This window comes from Kitasatospora phosalacinea (genome assembly GCF_030268885.1).
GTDB lineage: Bacteria > Actinomycetota > Actinomycetes > Streptomycetales > Streptomycetaceae > Kitasatospora > Kitasatospora phosalacinea_C.
Window position 1 is genome coordinate 16,462 of record NZ_BSSA01000012.1, and the last position, 19,985, is coordinate 36,446.

At 73.5% G+C, this 19,985-nt stretch carries 13 protein-coding genes and 2 pseudogenes; 7 read left to right on the forward strand and 8 right to left on the reverse strand.

The genetic code is table 11. From position 1 onward, the window contains the following. Window position 1: 1 nt before the first annotated feature. The 6 genes from QSK52_RS18490 to QSK52_RS18515 all read right to left on the reverse strand — a co-directional run bounded on the left by QSK52_RS18490 (window position 2) and on the right by QSK52_RS18515 (window position 8,947). Entirely contained in the window at window positions 2–2,581 is a 2,580-nt protein-coding gene (locus tag QSK52_RS18490; RefSeq protein ID WP_285737180.1) for an AMP-binding protein, read from the reverse strand. After that, window positions 2,568–3,230: a thermostable hemolysin gene (locus tag QSK52_RS18495; RefSeq protein WP_285737181.1), complete on the reverse strand. Its 663-nt coding sequence runs from the start codon at window positions 3,228–3,230 to the stop codon at window positions 2,568–2,570. The genes QSK52_RS18490 and QSK52_RS18495 overlap by 14 nt, the downstream gene beginning before the upstream one ends. Window positions 3,231–3,274: 44 nt before the next feature. Further along, window positions 3,275–4,276 carry a methyltransferase gene (locus QSK52_RS18500; RefSeq protein ID WP_285737182.1) on the reverse strand — a complete coding sequence of 334 codons (1,002 nt, stop codon included), beginning with the start codon at window positions 4,274–4,276 and terminating at the stop codon, window positions 3,275–3,277. Between the two features lie 326 nt (window positions 4,277–4,602). Continuing rightward, a complete protein-coding gene (locus QSK52_RS18505; protein WP_285737183.1) occupies window positions 4,603–6,057 on the reverse strand; it encodes an amidase in 1,455 nt (484 codons plus the stop codon). 293 nt (window positions 6,058–6,350) lie between these two features. Beyond that, complete coding sequence (locus QSK52_RS18510; protein ID WP_285737184.1) at window positions 6,351–6,854, reverse strand: NUDIX hydrolase; 504 nt, start codon at window positions 6,852–6,854, stop codon at window positions 6,351–6,353. A gap of 248 nt (window positions 6,855–7,102) precedes the next feature. Next, window positions 7,103–8,947 carry a cholesterol oxidase substrate-binding domain-containing protein gene (locus QSK52_RS18515; protein WP_285737185.1) on the reverse strand — a complete coding sequence of 615 codons (1,845 nt, stop codon included), beginning with the start codon at window positions 8,945–8,947 and terminating at the stop codon, window positions 7,103–7,105. 277 nt (window positions 8,948–9,224) lie between these two features. Here QSK52_RS18515 and QSK52_RS18520 point away from each other — a divergent pair, with 277 nt between their 5' ends. The 3 genes and pseudogenes from QSK52_RS18520 (at window position 9,225) to QSK52_RS18530 (ending at window position 12,657) form a co-directional block, all read left to right on the forward strand. After that, window positions 9,225–10,973 carry a glycoside hydrolase family 13 protein gene (locus QSK52_RS18520; protein WP_285737186.1) on the forward strand — a complete coding sequence of 583 codons (1,749 nt, stop codon included), beginning with the start codon at window positions 9,225–9,227 and terminating at the stop codon, window positions 10,971–10,973. Then, window positions 10,970–11,758, forward strand: a pseudogene (locus QSK52_RS39680) (alpha-amylase family glycosyl hydrolase); the annotation flags it as partial. The gene QSK52_RS18520 and the pseudogene QSK52_RS39680, both read left to right, overlap by 4 nt. A gap of 317 nt (window positions 11,759–12,075) precedes the next feature. Further along, entirely contained in the window at window positions 12,076–12,657 is a 582-nt protein-coding gene (locus tag QSK52_RS18530; protein WP_435053285.1) for an alpha-glucosidase C-terminal domain-containing protein, read from the forward strand. A 48-nt stretch (window positions 12,658–12,705) separates the two neighbouring features. On the opposite strand, the gene QSK52_RS18535 is transcribed toward QSK52_RS18530, so the two are convergent. Together QSK52_RS18535 and QSK52_RS18540 are read right to left on the reverse strand one after the other, a co-directional pair. Beyond that, a complete protein-coding gene (locus QSK52_RS18535) occupies window positions 12,706–13,077 on the reverse strand; it encodes a low affinity iron permease family protein (RefSeq protein WP_285737189.1) in 372 nt (123 codons plus the stop codon). Window positions 13,078–13,135: 58 nt separating this feature from the next. After that, window positions 13,136–14,146, reverse strand: a complete 1,011-nt coding sequence (locus tag QSK52_RS18540) for an SDR family oxidoreductase (RefSeq protein WP_285737190.1) — start codon at window positions 14,144–14,146, stop codon at window positions 13,136–13,138. Between the two features lie 256 nt (window positions 14,147–14,402). On the opposite strand from QSK52_RS18540, the gene QSK52_RS18545 reads away from it, so the two are divergent. The 4 genes and pseudogenes from QSK52_RS18545 to QSK52_RS18560 all read left to right on the forward strand — a co-directional run bounded on the left by QSK52_RS18545 (window position 14,403) and on the right by QSK52_RS18560 (window position 19,445). Further along, a complete protein-coding gene (locus tag QSK52_RS18545; protein WP_285737191.1) occupies window positions 14,403–16,202 on the forward strand; it encodes a RecQ family ATP-dependent DNA helicase in 1,800 nt (599 codons plus the stop codon). Between the two features lie 29 nt (window positions 16,203–16,231). Next, window positions 16,232–16,579, forward strand: coding sequence for a PRC-barrel domain containing protein (locus QSK52_RS18550; protein ID WP_285737192.1), 348 nt, complete (start codon window positions 16,232–16,234; stop codon window positions 16,577–16,579). Further along, window positions 16,524–17,395 (forward strand): annotated as a pseudogene (locus QSK52_RS18555) (transposase); the annotation flags it as partial. The gene QSK52_RS18550 and the pseudogene QSK52_RS18555, both read left to right, overlap by 56 nt. A gap of 244 nt (window positions 17,396–17,639) precedes the next feature. Continuing rightward, on the forward strand, window positions 17,640–19,445 hold the full coding sequence (locus tag QSK52_RS18560) for a ricin-type beta-trefoil lectin domain protein (protein ID WP_285737193.1): 1,806 nt from the start codon (window positions 17,640–17,642) through the stop codon (window positions 19,443–19,445). Window positions 19,446–19,985: the final 540 nt, after the last annotated feature.

Here is a 19,985-nt window from a genome sequence, read left to right on the forward strand (position 1 = left end):
TTCACGCCCGGCCGGGCATCAGGTCGCGGTTGAGGTAGCTCTGGGCGTTGTAGATGGTGCGGTCGGGGTCGAGGATGGCGCGGCGGCCGTGCATCACCCGGGTGTTGTCGATCAGCGCGATGTCGCCGTCCTGCCATTCGAGGTCCTCGGTGACCTCCTCGGTGAGGGCGAGCAGCTCGTCCAGCAGCCACTGGGGCAGGTCGCTGCCGTCGGCGAACGTGATCTTCGGGGGCTCGTAGTTGTAGGAGGGGCCGAAGATGCTGTTGGCCCAGGCGAGGCGGGTGCCGAACAGGGTGGGGTGGGCGGCGCCGACCCGGTAGGAGTAGGAGATGGAGCCGTCCTCGTTGAGGGTGATGTCGCTGCCGCGCTGTCCGGCGGTCAGGGCGGTGATGTCGTCGAAGGTGATCTCCTCGACGCTCTTGCGGCCTTCGAGCTGGTGCACGACGAAGGCCTTCCACTTGGCCTCCTCGACGCTGCGGGTGTAGACGATGTCCTGCGCCGCGAACAGTTCGCGGGCCCGCTCGCTGATGCCGTCCCAGACCCGGTAGCCGTCGCAGACGGTGGTCTGCGAGCCGCTGGAGGCGGCCTTCTCGCACAGGAACCAGGTCAGGTCGGGGCCGAAGGGGCTGTTGCCGTTCTCCAGGTGCAGGCCGACCGCGGCGGTGCCGGCGTCGACCTTCTGGGCGACGTCGCCGCCGTGGAAGGAGCGGGCCGGGTCCAGGGTGATGCGGTCGGAGTGGGCCTTGACGAAGGCGCTGAAGTCGCTGAGGTCGGGGCCGAAGCCGCGCAGCAGCAGGAAGCCGGACTCGGCCAGCAGGCCGATCACGGCGGCCGGGTCGAGGTCGCCCAGCGTGGTGCCCCCGACCGGGCTGATCACCTTTCCGGTGCCGTTGCCGTAGGGCCGGATGTCGACGGTCGTGGTCATGGGGTCCTCTTTCGCGGCGTGGTCGGTGCTCTGGTCGGTGGGGCGCTCCGCGGCCGGTGCGCCGGTGGCGGGTGCGGGCGCGGGCCGGTGGCCCTGCAGCGCGCCGGAGGCCAGGGCCTCGGCGATGGCGGCGCGCATCGGGCGGCCGGTGACGGTGAAGTAGGTGCGGTAGGTCTGTTCGTCGAGGGTGACGAGGTGGGCCACGGCGACGCGTTCGACCTCGGAGAGCCGTTCGGCGCCGAAGGCGTGGACGGCCGCCAGCGCCCGGTCGGGGTCGGTGCCCTCGGCGACGACGAACAGGCCGTGCAGGGCGGCCATGCCGTCGCCGACCACGGCGACCGTGCGGACGAACGGCAGCTGGCGGTACTGCGCCTCGACCCATTCGGGGGCGACGTTGCGGCCGGCGGCGGTGATGATGACGTTCTTCTTGCGGCCGGTGATGGTGATGTACCCGTCCGGGTCGATCCGGGCGAGGTCGCCGGTGCGCAGCCAGCCCTCCTCGTCGAGGATCAGGCTGGAGGGGTCGTCGCGGGTGTAGCCGGCGAACAGCGAGGTGCTGGTGACCAGCAGTTCGCCGTCCTCGGCGAGGCGGACGCGGACGTGCGGCAGCGGGCGGCCGACGGTGCCGTTGCGGCGGGCGCCGGGGGTGTTCCAGCTGACCACGGAGCTGTTCTCCGACAGGCCGTAGCCCTCGTGGACCGGCAGGCCGTGCCCCTCCAGCCGGTCGAGCAGGTCCGGGTGGACGGGGGCGCCGCCGGCGCACAGCAGCGGGGTGGTGCCGGTGCCGAACAGGACCGCGGTGGGGTCGAGTCCGGCCTCGGCGGCCCGGTCGGCGGCCGCGGCGAAGGCGTCGACCAGGGCGGGCGGGGCCACCAGGGCGGTGGGGCGGGCGGCCGCGACGTGCGGCAGGACGTCCTCGGCGGCGGTCGCGGTGGTGCCCACCAGGGCGGTGGCGGGCGGCAGTTGGACGAGCGTGCCGCCGTCGAGGAGCACCAGGTACAGTCCGGTGACCTGTTCGATGAGCAGGCTGAAGGGCACCAGCGACAGGTAGCGGGTGTAGGCGCCGACGGGCATGGCCGTGTGCAGCGAGTCGAGCAGGGCGTCCAGCGCGTGGGCCCGGATCCGGACGCCCTTGGGGCGGGAGGTGGTGCCCGAGGTGTGGATGACCTTGCACTCCCAGTCGGCGTCCGCCTCCGGGCCGGCGGGCAGTTCCAGCGGCCGGCCGTCGGCGAGCAGTTGGTGCTCGTCGAGGGTCAGCAGCGGGCAGCCGGGGCGCAGCACCCGCTCGGGGCCCCATTCGGCCATCCGGCGTTCGCCCTGCTCGTCGAGCAGGCACAGGTCGACGTCCTCCAGCAGGCTGGCGGCCTGTTCGGCGGAGAAGGCCAGCGGCACCGGGACCTCGACCAGCCGGGCGGCGATGAGGGCCAGGTCGGCGAGGGCGAAGGCGGGGGTGTTGCCGCAGACCACGCCGATCCGCGGGGTGCGGCCGTCGGCGGGCAGCGGGTGTGCGGCCAGCCGGTCGATCAGCGCCTGGGCGCCGCGGGTGACCTGGCGGTAGCTCAGCACCCGGGCGGGGGCACCGTCCTCGCCGAGGACCTCGACGAAGGGCCGGTCGGTCTCGGCGTGGGTGCGCAGCGCGTTCTCAACGGTTCGCATGGGTGGCCCCCTGGTCGCCGATCAGGTTCAGTTCCATGTCCGTGAACAGGTAGCGGCCGGTGGCCGCGGAGAAGAGTCGGTGCAGCGAGTTCAGCTGGATGACGCCGACCTGCGGCTTGTGGTCGTAGTAGCTGCCCCAGCGGGCGTCGTCGCCGGGGTCGAGCCGGTCGGGGTCGGCGGGGCCGAAGGGCGTGAACTCGATGCCGGCCCGGTCCAGTCCGACGACCAGGCTGCTGGTGACGGTGCACAGGATGTACTCCATGCCCAGGCACCAGGCGACGATCGGGGTGGCGCGGATGACCTCGCCGCCCACGGAGCGCTGCCGGGTGGCCAGGGCGCCGACCTCGACCACCCGGCGGCGGTCGGGCCGGGCGCCGAAGCGTTCGGCGATCTCGTCCTCGACGGGGCGGTCGAGGTAGCGTTCGGAGAACAGCGGCCGGTCGGTGCCGAAGGTCAGGCCGGCGCAGGCCAGCATCTGCTCCCCGTCGTCCGCCGCCCCCGGGCCCGGGGGGTCGGCCGGTTCGGCGACGATGAAGGCGTCGGGCGCGGGCAGTACGGTGGCGCCGTACGTCTTCCGGTAGATGTCGCGGGCGAGTTCGGACGCCGCCAGCCACTTGCTGGTCATGGCACGCGCCAGAGCGATCTTCACTGCTTGCCTCCGGGCTCGGGGGACGGGCGGACGGGCGGGCCCTGCTACTTGGTGCCCACCACCAGGGAGACCGAGGACGGCAGCGCGATGTGCTCGACGGTGGCCAGGTCGGCGTCCTCCATCCAGCCGGTGATCTCCGGCAGGCTGTAGGTGCGGTCGCCGGAGCAGGCGAACATGGCGAGGCTGAAGGCGGCGTTGTGCTCGTCGAGCTTCTCGCCGCGGACGTCCTCCAGGACGACGATCTTGCCGCCGGGGCGCAGCGCCTTGGCGGCGCGGGCGATCAGGTCGCGGTTCTCCTCGTCGGTGTGGTTGTGGACGATCTCGAAGAGCAGGACGACGTCGTAGCCCTCGCCGAGGTCCTCGGTGAGGAAGCTGCCGCGGCGCAGCGAGACGCGGTCGGCCAGGCCCTCGGCCTCCAGGGCGGCGCCGGTGTTGGCGAGCGCCTCGGGCAGGTCGAGGATGGTGGCGGTCAGTTCGGGGTAGCGGCGACAGAACGCCATGGTGTGCAGGCCGTGCGAGCCGCCGAGGTCGAGCAGGCGCTGCGCGCCCTCGGGGACGGGGACGGCCTCGGTGATGGAGTCGACGGTCAGCCGGGACTTGACCTTCATGTAGGCGGAGAAGTCCTTGCCGGCCTCGGGCTTGTCGGCCCAGCGCTCCCAGAGCGACTGCGCGGGCTTGCCGTCGCGGACGGCCTGCGGCAGCTCCCACAGCACGTTGGTGAGTTCGTAGGCCCACAGCAGGGCGGGGGTGAAGTCGAGCACGGAGTCGGTGTCGAGCCAGCGCTCGGCCAGCGGGCCGGTGGCGTAGCGGCCGTCGGAGAGCTCCAGCCAGCCGAGCACCGCGGCGACGTCGGCGACGGCGCGGGTGCCGTCCACGCTGGCGCCGATGGCCCCGGCCAGTTCCTCCAGGGTCTTGGGGCCCTCGCGGAGCGCGGTGAAGACGCCCAGCTTGGCGGCGGCCGTGACGGCGGCGTACTTGATCGAGTTGCCGATGAACTCGTCGATCGGGTTGCCGGCGAGGTCGGCGTCGGTGGTGGTCTTGAACATGGCTGTTCTGCTCCTCGGTACGGGTGACGGGTGGGACGGGTGCTGCGCACGGCCCGCCCGGAGGCGGGCGCGGCCGGTCGGCACGCCGGCCGCGGGGGCGGCGGCGTGCGGAGCCGGGCACCACTGCGCGCAGGGGTGCCCGGACGTGCGGGCGGTGGAAACGGGCGTGCCGGAGCCGGCGGGCGGGCCGGGGAAAAGGGCTCGGCGCACCGCGGGGAAACGGGTCGGGCCACCGTGGGAAACGGGTCAGGGCGTCGCGGTGCCCTGGGTGGGGGCGTCGCGCGGGGCGTCGCGGCGCCCCGGTCGGGGGCGTCGCGCGGAACGGCTCAGGGCACCGTGGGCGGTCCGACCGGTAGGGTGCCGGCCCAGGGGCGGGCCTGTTCGAGCTGGGCGGCGAGGGCCAGCAGGGTGGCCTCCGCGCCGAACGCGCCGGTGAACTGCACGCCGACGGGCAGTCCGGTGCGGTTGCGGTGCAGCGGCACGGACATCGCGGGCTGCCCCGAGAGGTTGGCCAGCGGGGTTTCGTGCGCGAAGGCCAGGGCGTCGCGCAGCTGCTCCTCGGGGGTTCCCCGGCCGAAGCGCCCCAGCGGGGGTGCGGGTTCGGAGGTGACCGCGGACAGCAGCACGTCGTAGCGCTGGTGGAAGCCCGCCAGCGCGCGGGCGGCGCGCTGCATCCGGGAGACGGTGAGCAGGTAGGAGGCGGCGCTGAGCCGCCTGCCCCGCTCGTAGAGCCACCAGGTGAGTTCCTCCAGCAGCTCGGGCCGGGGTTCGCGGCCGCCTGCCGCCGCGCCCTGTCCGGTGACGGCCGAGGAGACCCCGGCGGCCCAGACGTCGAGGAAGGCGTCGGCGAGTTCGGCCATGCCGACCTCGGGCGCGTCCTCCACCACCTCGTGCCCGAGTTCCGCGCACAGCCGGGCGGCCTCGCGCACCGCCTCGGCGCAGTCTGGGTGCGGTTCGGTGCTGCCCGCCCGGAGGGTGAACGCGATCCGCAGCGGCCGGGGCGGGGCGTCGAGCGCGCCCGTGAAGGGTCCTTCGGCGGGCGGGGCCCAGTACGGGTCGCCGAGGTCGGGTCCGGCGATCAGGTCGAGCGCGGCGGCGCTGTCGCGCACCGTGCGGCTGACGACGTGCTCGCAGGCCAGGCCGTTCATCAGGTCGCCGACGTCCGGTCCGAGCGGGGTGCGGGCCCGGGTGGGCTTGAGTCCGAAGACCCCGCAGCAGGAGGCCGGGATGCGGATCGACCCGCCGGCGTCGTTGGCGTGGGCGAAGGGGACCATTCCGGCGGCGACCGCGGCGGCCGCGCCGCCGCTGGATCCGCCGGCGCTCCGGGTGAGGTCCCACGGGTTGCGGGTCGGCCCGAAGCGCACCGGTTCGGTGGTGGGCAGGACGCCGAACTCCGCGGTGGCGCTCTTGCCCAGCACCACCAGCCCCCCGTTGCGGAACCTGCGGGCCAGCGTGCTGTCCCGGGCGGGGGTGTAGCCGTCCAGGAACGCCGAGCCGGCGTTCGCCGGGACGCCCGCGCAGCCGGGTCCGAGGTCCTTCAACAGGAAGGGGACTCCGGCGAACACCGCGCCCGGGGTGCCCGCCGCCCGTTCGGCGTTTTCCAGCGCCTGTTCGTAGCAGGTGATCGACACCGCGTTGACGGTGCTCCGGAGCTGTTCGATCCGGTTGATCGCCGCCTCAGTCAGCTCTCGGGCCCCGATCTCCCCCTTGCGCAGCAGCGCTGCTTGGTCATGGGCGTCAAGCGCGCTTAACGCGTCTAACGTGCCTTCCAGATCAGTCACGGTCGCGGCCCCCTCGTACCAACACCATTAGCTGCATGGAAAGCTTTTGATTGAGCTCCTGGAGCCTAGCTCGTGTCGTGCTCGTGATGCAACGCCCTTCTTTTCGAGTCTGTTCGAGTGGTCCCCGACCGGCCGGGAGGCCGCTCCCGGGGCCGTTTCCGCGACGGCGACGCGGACGCACGGGACGGCCCGGCGGGCCGGGTGCGGTCCGCTTTCGTCCCAACTGGCCTGCGGGTGAACGGTGTTGGGGAAGTATGGTCGGCGCCTCGGCGGGCGACCTTCCGGACGGGGCGTCAGCTTCCCGGACGGGCGGACGGTGGCACCGGCGCGCCCGTGCCCGTGGCGGTTTCCGCGGCGTCCCGGCCGTCGACGAGCACCACGGCACTCCCCCGCCGGTGGGCGGCCCGGAGCGAGGCGCACCACGCCCGCTGCTCCGGTTGCAGGAACGGCTCCCAGGTCCGCCACGCGAACGCGTCGTGCTCGGCGCTCAGGCGCACCGGCGTCCCGACCGGGACCGGGTCGGCCGCGAAGGCGAAGTCGATGACCGGCGGCCAGCCGTCGGCGGCCGAGCGGTAGTCCACCGCCAGCGGGCGCAGCACCCTGGCGGGGTGGAGGCCGGTCTCCTCGGCGAGTTCGCGCCGGGCGGTGACGGGTGGGGCCTCGCCCGGGTCGGCGAGCCCGGCGGGGAGCTGCCACCAGGCCGGGTGGCCGGGGTAGGGGCGGGCCTGGTGGAGCATCAGGACTCGGCCGTCGGTGTCGGTGAGCAGGACGGTCGCGGAGACGACGTGCCGCGGCAACGAGGCGGCGAACACCTCCGGGTCGACGTGGGCCGCGGGAACGGTGGTTTCGCAGGAGGAGGTCAGGGCTCGCTTCCCCTCTTGGCGGTCGGTTTCTCGGACGGGCGTCAGCGGGCGGGGTGAACCCGCTGCTGGGGCACACCGTGAACGACGCACTCCCCCGTCGAGTTACGCCGACCCGCACCCTGTTCGGGCCGGACGGCCGGACGGTCCGACCGCCGGCGGCTCCGGCACCCTGCGGCCGGGGATCAGCGCAGCAGGGCGTCCAGGAACGGGTTGCCGAAGACCCGGGCCGGGTCGTACCCGTCCAGGGTGGCCACCGCCTCGTCCCAGCCGGGGGCGCCCGGAGCCCGGAGCGTGGCCGGGACGGTGCGGCCGAGCACGGCCGGATCGGCCCAGGCGGCATCGGTGGTGTAGGCCCAGCCCTTGGACCACTCCACCCGCAGCCCGGCCCGGGTGCCGTCGAACAGGCCGAGCAGCTCCTGCTCGATCTCCCGGTAGAAGGCGTGCAGGCCGGGGGTGCCGGGCAGGGTCAGGAGGTCCAGCCAGACGGCGGTGTCCCACTCCGGGTGGTCGGCGTGCGGGCGCAGTGCGGAGAGCAGCGGCGGCTGCGCCCCCGGCACCCCGCAGGCGACCGGGTCGTCCAGGCCGGTGACCCGGATCTCCGCCGCGCCGTTCATCGGGTACTCGCCGCGCGCCTGGTGGGTGGCGAGCACCTGCTGGTAGGACGAGGCGAACCGGGAGACCACCCACTGCACGTCCGAGCGGCGGCAGTGGATCGCGTACCCGTTGGCGGTGACCCGCAAGGTGGTCGGGCGGACGTACTGGAGCAGGTGGCGGGAGGCGCCCCACAGGTCGGAACGGAGGCCGCCGGCGAGCAGGTGGGTGAGGGTGTCGCCGCTGAGCAGGCTGCGCAGCAGGCCGGGGGCGAGCAGCAGGTCGGTCACGTCGCCGGTGAGGCCGATCTTGGTGATCAGGAACTGGAGCTGGCCGAAGACCGGAGCCAACTGCTCGGAGCCGCTGACGAGTTGTCCGGCGAGCTCGGCCACCGGCTGCGGGAGGTTGTCCGAGAACGGGTAGTTGTAGGGCGCGGAGACCTCGTGCGCGAAGAGCGGCTTGTCCGGAGCGGGCTGCCAGGTCTTGAGCCAGGGGTGGTCGGTGAAGGCGAACCAGATCGCCTCGACCCGGCCGGTGCTCGCCAGGAAGTCCGCGAACGTCCGTCCGCCGCCCGCGGCCGGGCTGCCCGGGGCGGCGAACAGTTCGGTGGCGGGCACGTCGACCCGGCTGAGGCAGCGCAGCCGGGTGTCGGGCGCGGCCCGGAGGACCACCTCGGTCAGGAAGGCCCGGCCCAGGTGCACCAGGAAGGCCGCCGCGTCGGCCTCCGACCGGTCGAAGGTGCGCAGCACGTACCGACCGGCGGAGGCGTCGTGCACCACGGCGGTGAGCGAGAGCACCTGGTTGCTCAGGCTGCCGAAGCCCTGACCGGGCCGGGGCGTCTCGCCCGCGGCCGGGACGGCCGTGCCGTGGCCGCCGACGGCCAGCGCGCCGCCGACCGTGAGGTCGCCCGGCGCCGGGCAGGCGGCCACTCCGAGGCCCTGGTCGGCCAGGAAGGCGAGCAGGTCCTCCAACGAGGCGCCCGTCTGCGCCCGGACGGCCCGGCCGCCGGCGCCGCCGAAGCCGCTCGCCAGGCTCAGCGCGGTGAGCGAGCGGGTGGTGTCCACCAGCAGCACCCTGGTGTCGGCGGGCGTGCCCGCTGCCACCGTGAACGGCGCCCAGCCGTGCCGCTGCCCCTGCGCACGCAGCCGCCACCCGTTGGCCGCCGCCCAGTCGGCCAGGTCGGCCACCTGCTGCGGGGAGTCGGGGGCGCAGACCCAGAGCGGGCTGGTGCGGATCTCGCCCGCCCAGTTCTCGTACACCTGCTGGTACGGCACCAGCCCGCCGGGCAGCACCGGCGCCGTGCCGATCGCCCGGGCGCTCTCCGGCCCCACCGTGCCGCGCAGCAGCCACACCGCCCCGCCGGCCGCCGAAGCGGCGAGCAGCCGCCTCCTGCTCAGCCCGTCCGGGCCCCGTTCCGCCGCACCCTGTTCGGCCATGCCCCACCCCTCGCACTGTCGGGTCGCCCTGTCGGACCGTCAGCCCGGTCAGTGACGTTAGGACAGCGACCCGGCCGACCGGGCTCGCAATGATCAGCGTCACTCGAACGAGTGATCACGCCCGGATTCGTCCCGGCGGAGAAGGACGGCGTCGGCCACGCGGCGTTCCGGCCCGGTGGATTCGGCACCGGGGGGAAGGCGGGGCCGTGACCGGTGCGCCGGACGCGGGGAGTCGGAGGAGGAGGACACGGTGACCGAGGACGGAAGGAGTGGTCCGGTGGAGCGCAGGGACGGCGGGGGTGCGGCCGGGGAGGACGGGGCGTGGTGGAGGTCGGCGGTCGTGTACCAGATCTACCCCCGCAGTTTCGCCGACTCGGACGGCGACGGGATCGGCGACCTGGACGGCATCACGTCGCGGCTGGACCACCTCGCCGAACTGGGCGTCGACGTGCTGTGGCTGTCGCCGGTGTACCCGTCGCCGCAGGCCGACAACGGCTACGACATCAGCGACTACCAGGACGTCGACCCGCTCTTCGGCGACCTGGCGGCCTTCGACCGGCTGCTGGCGGCCGTGCACGGGCGCGGCATGCGGCTGGTGATGGACCTGGTGGTCAACCACACCTCGGACCGGCACCCGTGGTTCCGGGAGTCGCGCGACCCGGCGAGCCCCAAGCGCTCCTGGTACTGGTGGCGGCCGCCGCGCGGGGCCGCCGGTCCGGGTGCCGCCCGGCCGCACGACGCCGAGCCCAACAACTGGGGTTCGTTCTTCTCCGGGCCGGCCTGGACGTACGACGGGGCGTCCGGCGCGTACTACCTGCACCTGTTCGCTCCCGGGCAGCCGGACCTCAACTGGGAGGAGCCGGAGATGCGGCAGGCGGTGTACGCGATGATGCGCTGGTGGCTGGAGCGCGGCGTGGACGGCTTCCGGATGGACGTCGTCAACCTGATCTCCAAGGATCCGGCCCTGCCGGACGGCCCGCTGCGCGGCGACGGCCCGTACGGTGACGGCTCGCCGTTCTACCTCTGCGGGCCGCGGGTGCACGAGTACCTCCAGGAGATGCACCGCGAGGTGTTCGCCCGCCACCCGGGCCGGCTGCTGACGGTCGGCGAGATGCCGGGGGTGACGGTCGAGCAGGCCCGGCTGTTCACCGATCCGGCGAGGGCCGAGGTGGACATGGTGTTCCAGTTCGAGCACGTCAGCCTGGACCACGGCCCCGGCGGGAAGTTCGACCCGAAGCCGCTGCGCCTGACCGAGTTGAAGGCGTCGCTCGCCCGCTGGCAGCAGGGCCTGGCCGACACCGGCTGGAACAGCCTCTACTGGAACAACCACGACCAGCCCCGGACCGTCTCCCGCTTCGGCGACGACCGCCCGGCCCACCGGGTCCGCTCGGCCACCATGCTCGCCACCGTGCTGCACCTGCACCGGGGCACCCCGTACGTCTACCAGGGCGAGGAACTCGGCATGACGAACGCCCCGTTCGCCTCGATCGAGGACTTCCGCGACATCGAGTCGCTGAACCACTACGCGCAGGCGCTCGCGGCCGGGCAGGACCCGGAGCGGGTGCTGCACGGGCTGCGGGCCATGGGCCGGGACAACGCCAGGACGCCGATGCAGTGGGACGCCTCGCCCGGTGCCGGGTTCAGCACCGGCACGCCGTGGATCGCGGTCAACCCGAACCACACCACCGTCAACGCGGCCGACGCCCGGCGCGATCCCGGCTCGGTCTACCACCACTACCGGCGGCTGATCGACCTGCGCCACCGCGAACCGGCCGTCGTGCACGGTGACTTCACCCCGCTGCTGCCCGAGGACGAGCGGGTGTACGCCTTCACGCGCCGCCACCGCGGCACCACCCTGCTGGTCCTCGGGAACTTCACCGGCGAGCACGTGCCGGTCGACCTGCCCCCGCACTGGCGGACGGCCGAGCTCGTCCTCGGCAACCTGCCCGAGCCAGGCGCCCCCGCCGTCCTGGAGCCCTGGGAGGCGCGCGTGCACCGCATCACCGAAGAGGAGGACGCCCGATGAGACTGACCGAGACCGCCGACCTGTGGTGGAAGAACGCGGTGGTGTACTGCGTGGACGTCGAGACCTTCCAGGACGGCAACGGGGACGGCGTGGGCGACTTCCCCGGCCTCACCCAGCGGCTCGACCACCTGGTCCGGCTCGGCGTCACCTGCCTGTGGCTGATGCCCTTCCACCCCACCCGCGAGCGCGACGACGGCTACGACATCACCGACTACTACGCCGTCGACCCCCGGCTGGGCACCCTCGGCGAGTTCACCGAGTTCGTCCGCACCGCCCGCGACCGGGGCCTGCGGGTCATCGCCGACCTGGTCGTCAACCACACCTCCGACCACCACCCGTGGTTCCGGGACGCCTGCTCCGGCCGGGACGCCGCCCGGCGCGACTGGTACGTGTGGTGCGACACCCCGCCCGAGGACGGCCCGCGAGGCGTCACCTTCCCCGACGCCGAGCAGAGCCTGTGGCAGTACCACGAGCCCACCGGCCAGTACTACTTCCACCACTTCTACAAGGAGCAGCCCGACCTCAACATCACCAACGCCGAGGTCCGCGACGAGATAGCCCGGATCATGGGCTTCTGGACGCAGCTCGGCCTGTCCGGCTTCCGGGTCGACGCGGTGCCGTTCCTGCTGGAGACCGCCGGGCAGGTGGACGCCGACGACCTGCCCGACCCGCACGCGTACCTGGCCGACCTGCGCTCCTTCCTCGGCCGCCGCAACGGCGAGGCGATGCTGCTGGGCGAGGTCAACCTCCCCTACGACGAGACGCTCCGGTTCTTCGGCGACCCCGCCTCGGGCGGCGACGAGCTGACGATGTGCTTCGACTTCATCGGCATGCAGCGGATGTACCTGTCGCTGGCCAGGGAGCAGGCCGCCCCGCTGGCCGACGCGCTGCGCGGGCGGCCGCAGCCGCCCCGCTGGCCGACGCGCTGCGCGGGCGGCCGCAGCCGCCCCGCGACGCGCACTGGGCGACGTTCGTGCGCAACCACGACGAACTCACCCTCGACAAGCTCTCCGCGGCCGAGCGCGACGAGGTCTTCGCGGCGTTCGGCCCCGAGGCGGACATGCGGCTGTACGGCCGGGGCCTGCGCCGCCGGCTGCCCCCCATGCTCGGCGGCGACCGGCGCCGGATCGAACTCGCCTACAGCCTGCTGTTCACCCTGCCGGGCACGCCGGTGCTCTTCTACGGCGAGGAGATCGGCATGGGCGAGAACCTCGCCGCCGACGGGCGGCTCGCCGTCCGCACCCCCATGCAGTGGGCCCCGGGGCCGACGGCGGGCTTCTCCGGCGCCGACCCGGCCCGTTACCCCCGGCCGCTGACCCGGGGCGCCTTCGGCCCCGATCGCGTCAACGTGCGCGACCAGGCCCACGACCCGCACTCGCTGCTGTCCCGGATGCGCTCCTTCGTCCAGGGCTACCGCGAGGCCCCCGAACTGGCCTGGGGCCGCTGCGAGATCCTCGACGCGGGCGACCCGGCCGTCCTGGCCCACCTCAGCTCCACCGGGGACGGGGCCATCCTGGTGCTGCACAACTTCGCCGGTCGGCCGGTCACCGCCACCACCGCCGGGGTGCCGGACGGCCGACTGACCGACATCCTCACCGGGGCCGCCGTCGAGCGGGCGGCGGACGCGCCGCGCGTCGAACTGCCGCCGTACGGCTACCGCTGGCTGCGGGTCGGCGAGCCCTGATCCGCGGTCCGGGTCGGCCCGTTCGCGAGCGGGCCGACCCGGCGCGGCTCAGAGCCGCTCCTCCAGGCGGATCGCCTCGCGCAGCTCCCGGTGCGCCCGGTCGCCCTCGCCCGCGTGCTGCTCCAACAGGGCGGCGGCGATGGCGTCCAGCTTGCGCTGCAGCGCGTGCTCCGCGCGACGCTCCGCGTTCTTCAGCAGGGCCAGCAGGACCAGCGTGACGGCGGTCATCACGTCACCCGCGAGGATCTGCCACTCGGTGGACAGGCCCAGCGCGTGCACCGTGAAGAAGCCCGCCACCAGCAGCAGGCAGAACACCGAGAACACCGGCGAGCTGCTCAGGTTGGACGCGGCCTCGGCCAGCCGCTCGAACCGGCCCCGCCCGTCGTCGGTGCGCTCGGCGGGGTGCGGGAAGACGGTCATCCGGCCCTCCCCGTACGGTGGTCCGCCGGTGCGTCGGCCCCGGGCCGGGGCGCGGGCGTCACCGTCGGCGCCCGAGGTAGGTGCCGATCGCCACGGCGGCGGTGGCGGCCAGCGCTCCCGCGACGACGCCCCGGTGGGTGGTCGCCCACAGCTGCGGGCTCCGGTCGACGGCCCTGTCGGTGAAGCGGCCGTGCGCGCCGTGGTCCTGCCGGGCGTCGGCGGGCTCCCACAGGTTGACCGGATCGTCGGCGCCGCGGGGCCGGTCGGTCTGCTGGGAGTCCAGTCCGGTCCGGGCCAGGTAGCGGTCGAGCAGTCCCGGCACCACGGCGTTGGCGATCAGGGTGGCGGCCGTGCTGCCGCCCACCCAGTACTCGCGCCGCTCCGGGCGGTCCGCCGCGCGGACGACCGCGCGGGCCGCCACCTCGGGCTGGTAGATCGGCGGGACGGGCTGCGCGCGGTGCGGCAGCCGGGAGAGCACCCAGTCGAACTGCGGGGTGTTCACGGCCGGCATCTGCACCATCGTGGTGCGCACCCCCGAACCGGAGGCCAGCAGTTCGCAGCGCAGCGCCTCGTGCCAGCCCTGCAGGGCGTGCTTGGCGCCGCTGTAGGCGCTCTGGAACGGGATGCCCCGGTAGGCGAGCGCCGAGCCGACGTGCACCAGCGTCCCCCGGTCGCGCGGCAGCATGCGGCGCAGTGCGGCCTGGGTGGCGTACACGTAGCCGAGGTAGGTCACCTCGGTGACCCGGCGGAACTCCTCGGCCGAGATCTCGGTGAAGGGCGCGAAGACGGAGGTGAACGCGTCGTTCACCCACACGTCGATCGGCCCGAGTTCGCGCTCGACGCGTTCGGCGGCGGCCTCCACGGCCCGCGGGTCGCTGACGTCGGCCTCGATCACGACGGCCGTCGTGCCCGCCTTCCGGGCCTCGGCCGCTGCTGCTTCCAGCCCGGCGCGGCCACGGGCGATCAGGGCGAGGCGGTCGCCGCGCCCGGCGAACGCCTCGACGCACGCCCGTCCGATTCCTGCACTGGCGCCGGTGATCACCACGACGCGTGAAGTGGGTGTGGTCATGCCCTGTGGTGTGTCCGGTCCTCCCCACCGCAAACCGCCCGAACCGGACGCCGCGGGAGGCCGCTGCGGCCCCTTCGACGCCGACCGGCCCCCGACCCGTGCAGTGGGTGCCCGGTCGAACCGGACGGTTGGGGGCGCGTCCCGGCGTGGTCGCGCACTGGGGCACCGGGCACGCGTCAGCTCGTCCCGGCGGGGTATTCGCACGCCGTCCCCGGACCGGCCGGTGCGCGGTCCGGACTCGAACCCAAGGAGCGACATGGCCACTTCGTCGGCACGGCGGCTGCAGCAGAGCGCGCGGGAGGTCTTCGGCTGGGAGCGGTTGCGGCCGGAGCAGCTGCTGGCGATGGAAGCGGTGATGGAACGGCGCGACACCCTGGTGGTGATGCCCACCGGAGCCGGCAAGTCGGCGGTGTACCAGGTGCCCGGGCTGCTGGTCTCCGGCCCGACGGTCGTGGTCTCCCCGCTGATCGCCCTCCAGCGCGACCAGGTGCAGGGCCTGCTGCGCCGGGCCGGGACGGACGCCGCTGCGGTCAACTCGGCGAACAGCGGCCGGGAGAACGCGGCGGTGTGGGACCGGATCAGCGCGGGGGACGTCGACTTCCTCTTCCTGTCCCCCGAGCAGCTCTCCAAGGACGAGGTGGTCGAGCAGCTCGCCGCTGCGGGGCCGGCGCTGTTCGTCGTGGACGAGGCCCAGTGCGTGTCCTCCTGGGGCCACGACTTCCGGCCCGACTACCTGCGGCTCGGCCAGGTCGTCGACCGGATCGGCCGGCCGCCGGTGCTGGCCCTGACGGCGAGCGCCGCCGCGCCGGTGCGGGCCGAGATCGTCGCCCGGCTCGGCATGCGCGACGTGCGCGAGGTGGTCACCGGCTTCGACCGTCCCAACATCCACCTGGAGGTGGTGCCGTTCCGGGACGCGGCGGCGAAGAGGCGCGCGGTGGTGGAGCGGGCGGCGGCCGAGCCCAAGCCGGGACTGGTGTACGCGGCCACCCGGCGGGAGGCGGAGGAGTACGCGGCGGAGCTCGGACAGCTCGGCTTCGACGCGGCGGCCTACCACGCGGGGATGCCCGCCGCGGAGCGCGCCGCCGTCCACGACCGTTTCCTGGCGGGCGGGTTGGACGTGGTGGTGGCGACGTCGGCGTTCGGGATGGGCATCGACAAGCCGGACGTGCGCTTCGTGCTGCACGCGTCCGTCCCCGGCTCCCTGGACGCCTACTACCAGGAGATCGGCCGGGCCGGGCGGGACGGCGGGCCGGCCCGGGCGATCCTCGCCTACCGGCCGCAGGACCTGGGCCTGCAGCGGTTCTTCACGGCGGGCCGCCCGGACCCGGACACCGTCGCCCGGGTGGCGAGCGCCCTGGCGGACCACGACGGACCGGTCCACCCGAGCGATCTGCGGGCCTGGACCCGGCTGACGGCGAGCCGGCTGACCGCCGTGGTCAACCTGCTGGAGCAGGTCGGCGCGGTGACCACCACCGGGGACGGCGAACTGGCACCCGCCGGTGACGCCGACCCGGCGGACGCCGCTCGGAGGGCAGTCGAACTCGGCGACGCGCACCAGCAGTTGGAGCGCTCCCGGGTGGACATGATGCGCGGCTACGCGGAGAGCACCGACTGTCGGCGCCGCTTCCTGCTGGGCTACTTCGGCCAGCCGCGGAAGGCCTCCGACAGCGGCGGCGGCTGCTGCGACCGCTGCGAGGCGGCCGAGCTCTCCCGGCGGGGGCCGGTGAACGGTCCCGCCGTCCTGGCCGGCACCGGCGGCGCGCTGCCCGGACCGTCCGCCCCGGATGACGACCCGTCCGACGGCTACCCCGGCCCGGCCGGGGAGCAGCACCCGTTCCGGCCGGGGGTGCTGGTGCGGCACGAGCACTGGGGCGAGGGCGCGGTGATGAGCGAGGAGGACCGCCACCTGACGGTCCTGTTCGACAGCGTCGGCTACCGCACCCTGTCGCTGGACGTGGTGCGCGAGAACGGCCTGCTCACCGTCACCCGATCGGTGGGGGCGGCGGCCCGGTCGGCATCGCCGTGGGAGGCGGGGGTAGCAGGGGGCTGCCAGTGAGGCGGAGGGTGAGAAGAGAGGAGGCCTTCGTGGCCGGAGGCATCTGGGACTACGAGAACGCCACGGGGTACGCGACGGGCGTCGATCTGACGGGGTACCGGGTGGAGGCCGCCGACGGTCGCATCGGGAGGGTCGACGCGCACAGCGAGGAGGTGGGGGACGCCTACCTCGTGGTCGACACCGGACTGTGGATCTTCGGGCGGACGGTGATCGTCCCGGCCGGCACCGTGAACCGGATCGATCACGAGGACAGGTCGGTGTGGCTGGACCTGACGACGGAGCAGGTCAAGGCGTCACCCGAGTTCGACCCCGCCGCGCACGAGGACGCGCACGGTCACCGGCGCACCGTCGGCGCCTACTACCAGGACATCGTCTGAACCGAGGCTCGTCCCGTTCGGCGCCCCGGCCTCCCGGTCCACGGCGCCGAACGGGCCCGCCCGACCCGCCGGTGAGGGCGGACTGCTGCTGCAGCTGACCAGGCGTGTGCCGTGGTCCGCCCTTGGGGGGCGGGACCACTGACCACCTCGGCTACGAGAGGCACGACAAGGCCGGGGTCTGCGGCGGCAACTCCCGCAACGGGGTCCGGTCGAAGACCGTGCTGACGGACGTCGATCCGGTCGGGATCGCCGTGCCGCGCACTCGCGAGGGCTCCTTCGAGCCGCAGGTCGTCAAGAAGCGCCAGCGGCGACCGTCCGGCGTCGACGAAACGGTGCTGTCCCTCTCAGCCCGTCGAGAACCGCGGCGTCGAGGACGTGTGCCCGGTCGTCTGCGACGGCCTGAAGGGCCTGCCGGACGCCATCGGCACGATCCGGCCGCAGGCGATCACGCGGACCTGCGTCGTCCACCTGATGCGCGTCGGCTTCCGCTACGCGACCCGCCGGGACCGGGACAAGGTCCCGGAGGCGCTCAAGCCCGTCTGCGCCGCCCCGACCCAGGACGCCGTCCAGGAGCGGTTCCGGCAGTTCGACGTCGAGATCCGCCGCGTCGTCCGCACGACGAACGCAATCGAGTCGGTCAACGCCCGCATCCACAAGGCCGTCCGGGCCCGCGGGCACTCCTCCGACGAGCAGGCGGCCCTGAAGTGCGTCTCCACGGCCGTCATGAGCCTCGGCCCCACCGGCCAGGGACGCAACCGCGGGACCATGCGATGGAAGCCCGCCCTCCAGGCATTCGCCATCGCCTTCGACGGCCGACTCTCCATCGTTCGCCGAGGACTCACACGGCATCGGATACACCAGCCACTGGACACACCCCCTCCTTGGGTGCGTGCGAGATCGGCCGAGCGCACGGCTCCCTCTCCGGGCCCGCCCCGTCCGGACCCGTTCGGTTCGCCCCCTTGACTCGTCCCGGACAACCTGCCACGGTTTGCGCAAAGATGCTCCGATGAGTCACTTATCAAGCATCTTTGAACACACCCTCCTGCGTTCCGGAGCTCCCATGAGACTTGATCGACGGCTGGCCGGGCTCGCCTCCGCTGCCCTGACGGCCACCGCACTCACCGTGGTTGCCCCGCCGGTGGCGACTGCCGACACCGTGGCCGCGAACACCAGCACCCCGATCGGCGAGAAGCCGATGATGGGGTTCAACAACTGGGCGCGCTTCACCTGCGCGGCCCAGGCCCGCCTGGACGGCACGAGGAGCGGCTACTCCTTCCAGCAGTTCATGCAGGACCAGGCCAAGGCCATGAAGGACACCGGCCTGGTCGCGGCCGGCTACACCAACCTGACCGTCGACGACTGCTGGATGCAGCGCACCAGCGCCGGCTACCTGCACGGAGCCGCCACCTGGGGCGGCAGCTCCCAGCCGGGATTCGACTGGGAGCTGACCGGTTACGCCGACTACCTCCACGGCCTCGGCATGGAGGCCGGCCTCTACAGCACCTCCGGCGTCAACACCTGTCAGGGCGTGCCGGGCGGCGTGATGGGCCACGAGCAGGCCGACGCCACCTCGCTGGCGTACTGGGGCATCGACTCGCTCAAGCTCGACAACTGCGGCACCAACAGCGGCAATCGGCAGCAGGAGTTCACCGCCATGGCGAACGCCCTGAAGACCGCCACCGCCGGCACCAGCCGCAAGATCCTCTTCAACGAGTCCGCCCCCGCCGGATACGGCCCGACCAGTGCCGAGAAGTACAACTCGATGGACTGGGTGCGCGGCCTCGGACAGATGTGGCGGGTGAGCCCCGACATCCAGGTCTGGCACTCCGACCAGCCCGACTCCGCCTGGAACTGGCCGCACGGCGGCGACTACTACGAGGGCGGCGTCTACCAGAACCTCAACGACACCGTGGCCCTCGCCCGCTACAACGGCCCCGGCAACCACAACGACGCCGACATGCTCCTGATCGGCGACAACAACCAGCTCACCCTCGCCGAGCAGCGCAGCCAGTTCGCCCTCTGGTCCGCGATGGGATCCCCCCTCATGATCAGCTCCGACGTCCGCAGGATGGCGGCCGACCCGGCCGCCTACGCCCCGCAGCTGGCCATCCTCAAGAACACCGACATCATCGCCGTCGACCAGGACTCCCTGGGGGCGGGCGGCTACCTCGCCTCCCGCACCAACGCCTCGGCAACCGCCGGGATCGACGTCGTGGTCAAGCCCCTGGCCGGCGGCCGCCGCGCCGTGGCCGTCCTCAACAAGAACGCCACGGCGACCACCTACACGCTCAACCTGGCCAACGTCGGCTTCGGCAACACCGGTTGCACCCGCACCGCCCGCGACCTGTGGTCGCACACCGACCTGCCGGTGCAGTCCGCCGTCACGACGACGATCGCCGCCCACGACACCGCCATGTACACCATCGACCCGGGCAGTTGCGGCTCCGCCGTCCCCGTCGGACAGATCCAGGCCCCGCAGGCCGGCTTCCAGGCCTCCGCCCTCTGCCTCGACGCCTACGGCGGCGCGACGACCGGGACGAAGGTCGCCCTCTACGGCTGCACGGGCAACGGGAACCAGCAGTGGCAGCGCCGGGCCGACGGCCTGATCTCCTCCCTGCAGAACCCCGCCCTGTGCATCTCCGGCGGCTCCACCGCCCTCACCCTTGCCGGCTGCAACAGCGGCGACACGAAGCAGCGGTGGACCTACAACCGGCAAGGACAGCTCCGCCTGGCCGACGGCACCTGCATGGACATCACCGGCTCCGACTTCACTGACACCACCGCCGCGGTCAAGACCTACGCCTGCGGCGCCCACCAGCCCAACCAGTCCTGGAGCGCCCCCTTCGCCACCCCGCCCGCTCCCTGACCGGCCCGTCGCCACCCGCGCTCCGTGCCCGGCGGGCACGGAGCGCACGGCTGCGTGCGGTCCCGTCGGAGGACGTTTCATCCCGTTGTCCGGTCGCGAGGTTCCGGGCTGACGGCGGCTCAGGTGCCACGCCGTGTCGAGGTGCTCTCGCCGGTGAGCCTTGCGGATGGTGGTGCGGCAGGTGGCGCCAGGGGACGCAGGTACAGTTCACGTGGAGGACCGCGTCCAGCAGGCTCCGCAGTCCGGCGGTCGGCCGATGTCCAGCCTTCACGTCCGTGAGGTGTGCAGGGGACCGTTCTGAACAGTACCCCCCTCCGTCTGGCCTGCGTGCCGGGCCCCGGTGCCGAACTCGACCGGGTCCTGGCCTTCACCTCCGGGGAGCCCGTAAGGCTGCTGCCCCCGACGACTACCGGGCGGAAGCCGCCCGACGCCGCTACCGCCCCGAGCGGACCTGGGCGGCCTGGGCCCCCGACGCCCGGCACCTGCCCCGGGCCGGGCGGGACGGGACAGGGGTGGCATGGTGGGCCTGCACCGGCCGTG

Excerpts from the sequence above, each read along its gene's own strand:
- QSK52_RS18490 (WP_285737180.1), bottom strand. The coding sequence starts at position 2,581 with ATGCGAACCGTTGAGAACGCGCTGCGCACCCACGCCGAGACCGACCGG.
- QSK52_RS18500 (WP_285737182.1), bottom strand. The coding sequence starts at position 4,276 with ATGTTCAAGACCACCACCGACGCCGACCTCGCCGGCAACCCGATCGAC.
- QSK52_RS18515 (WP_285737185.1), bottom strand. The coding sequence starts at position 8,947 with ATGGCCGAACAGGGTGCGGCGGAACGGGGCCCGGACGGGCTGAGCAGG.
- QSK52_RS18530 (WP_435053285.1), top strand. The coding sequence starts at position 12,076 with ATGCTCGGCGGCGACCGGCGCCGGATCGAACTCGCCTACAGCCTGCTG.
- QSK52_RS18535 (WP_285737189.1), bottom strand. The coding sequence starts at position 13,077 with ATGACCGTCTTCCCGCACCCCGCCGAGCGCACCGACGACGGGCGGGGC.
- QSK52_RS18540 (WP_285737190.1), bottom strand. The coding sequence starts at position 14,146 with ATGACCACACCCACTTCACGCGTCGTGGTGATCACCGGCGCCAGTGCA.
- QSK52_RS18545 (WP_285737191.1), top strand. The coding sequence starts at position 14,403 with ATGGCCACTTCGTCGGCACGGCGGCTGCAGCAGAGCGCGCGGGAGGTC.
- QSK52_RS18560 (WP_285737193.1), top strand. The coding sequence starts at position 17,640 with ATGAGACTTGATCGACGGCTGGCCGGGCTCGCCTCCGCTGCCCTGACG.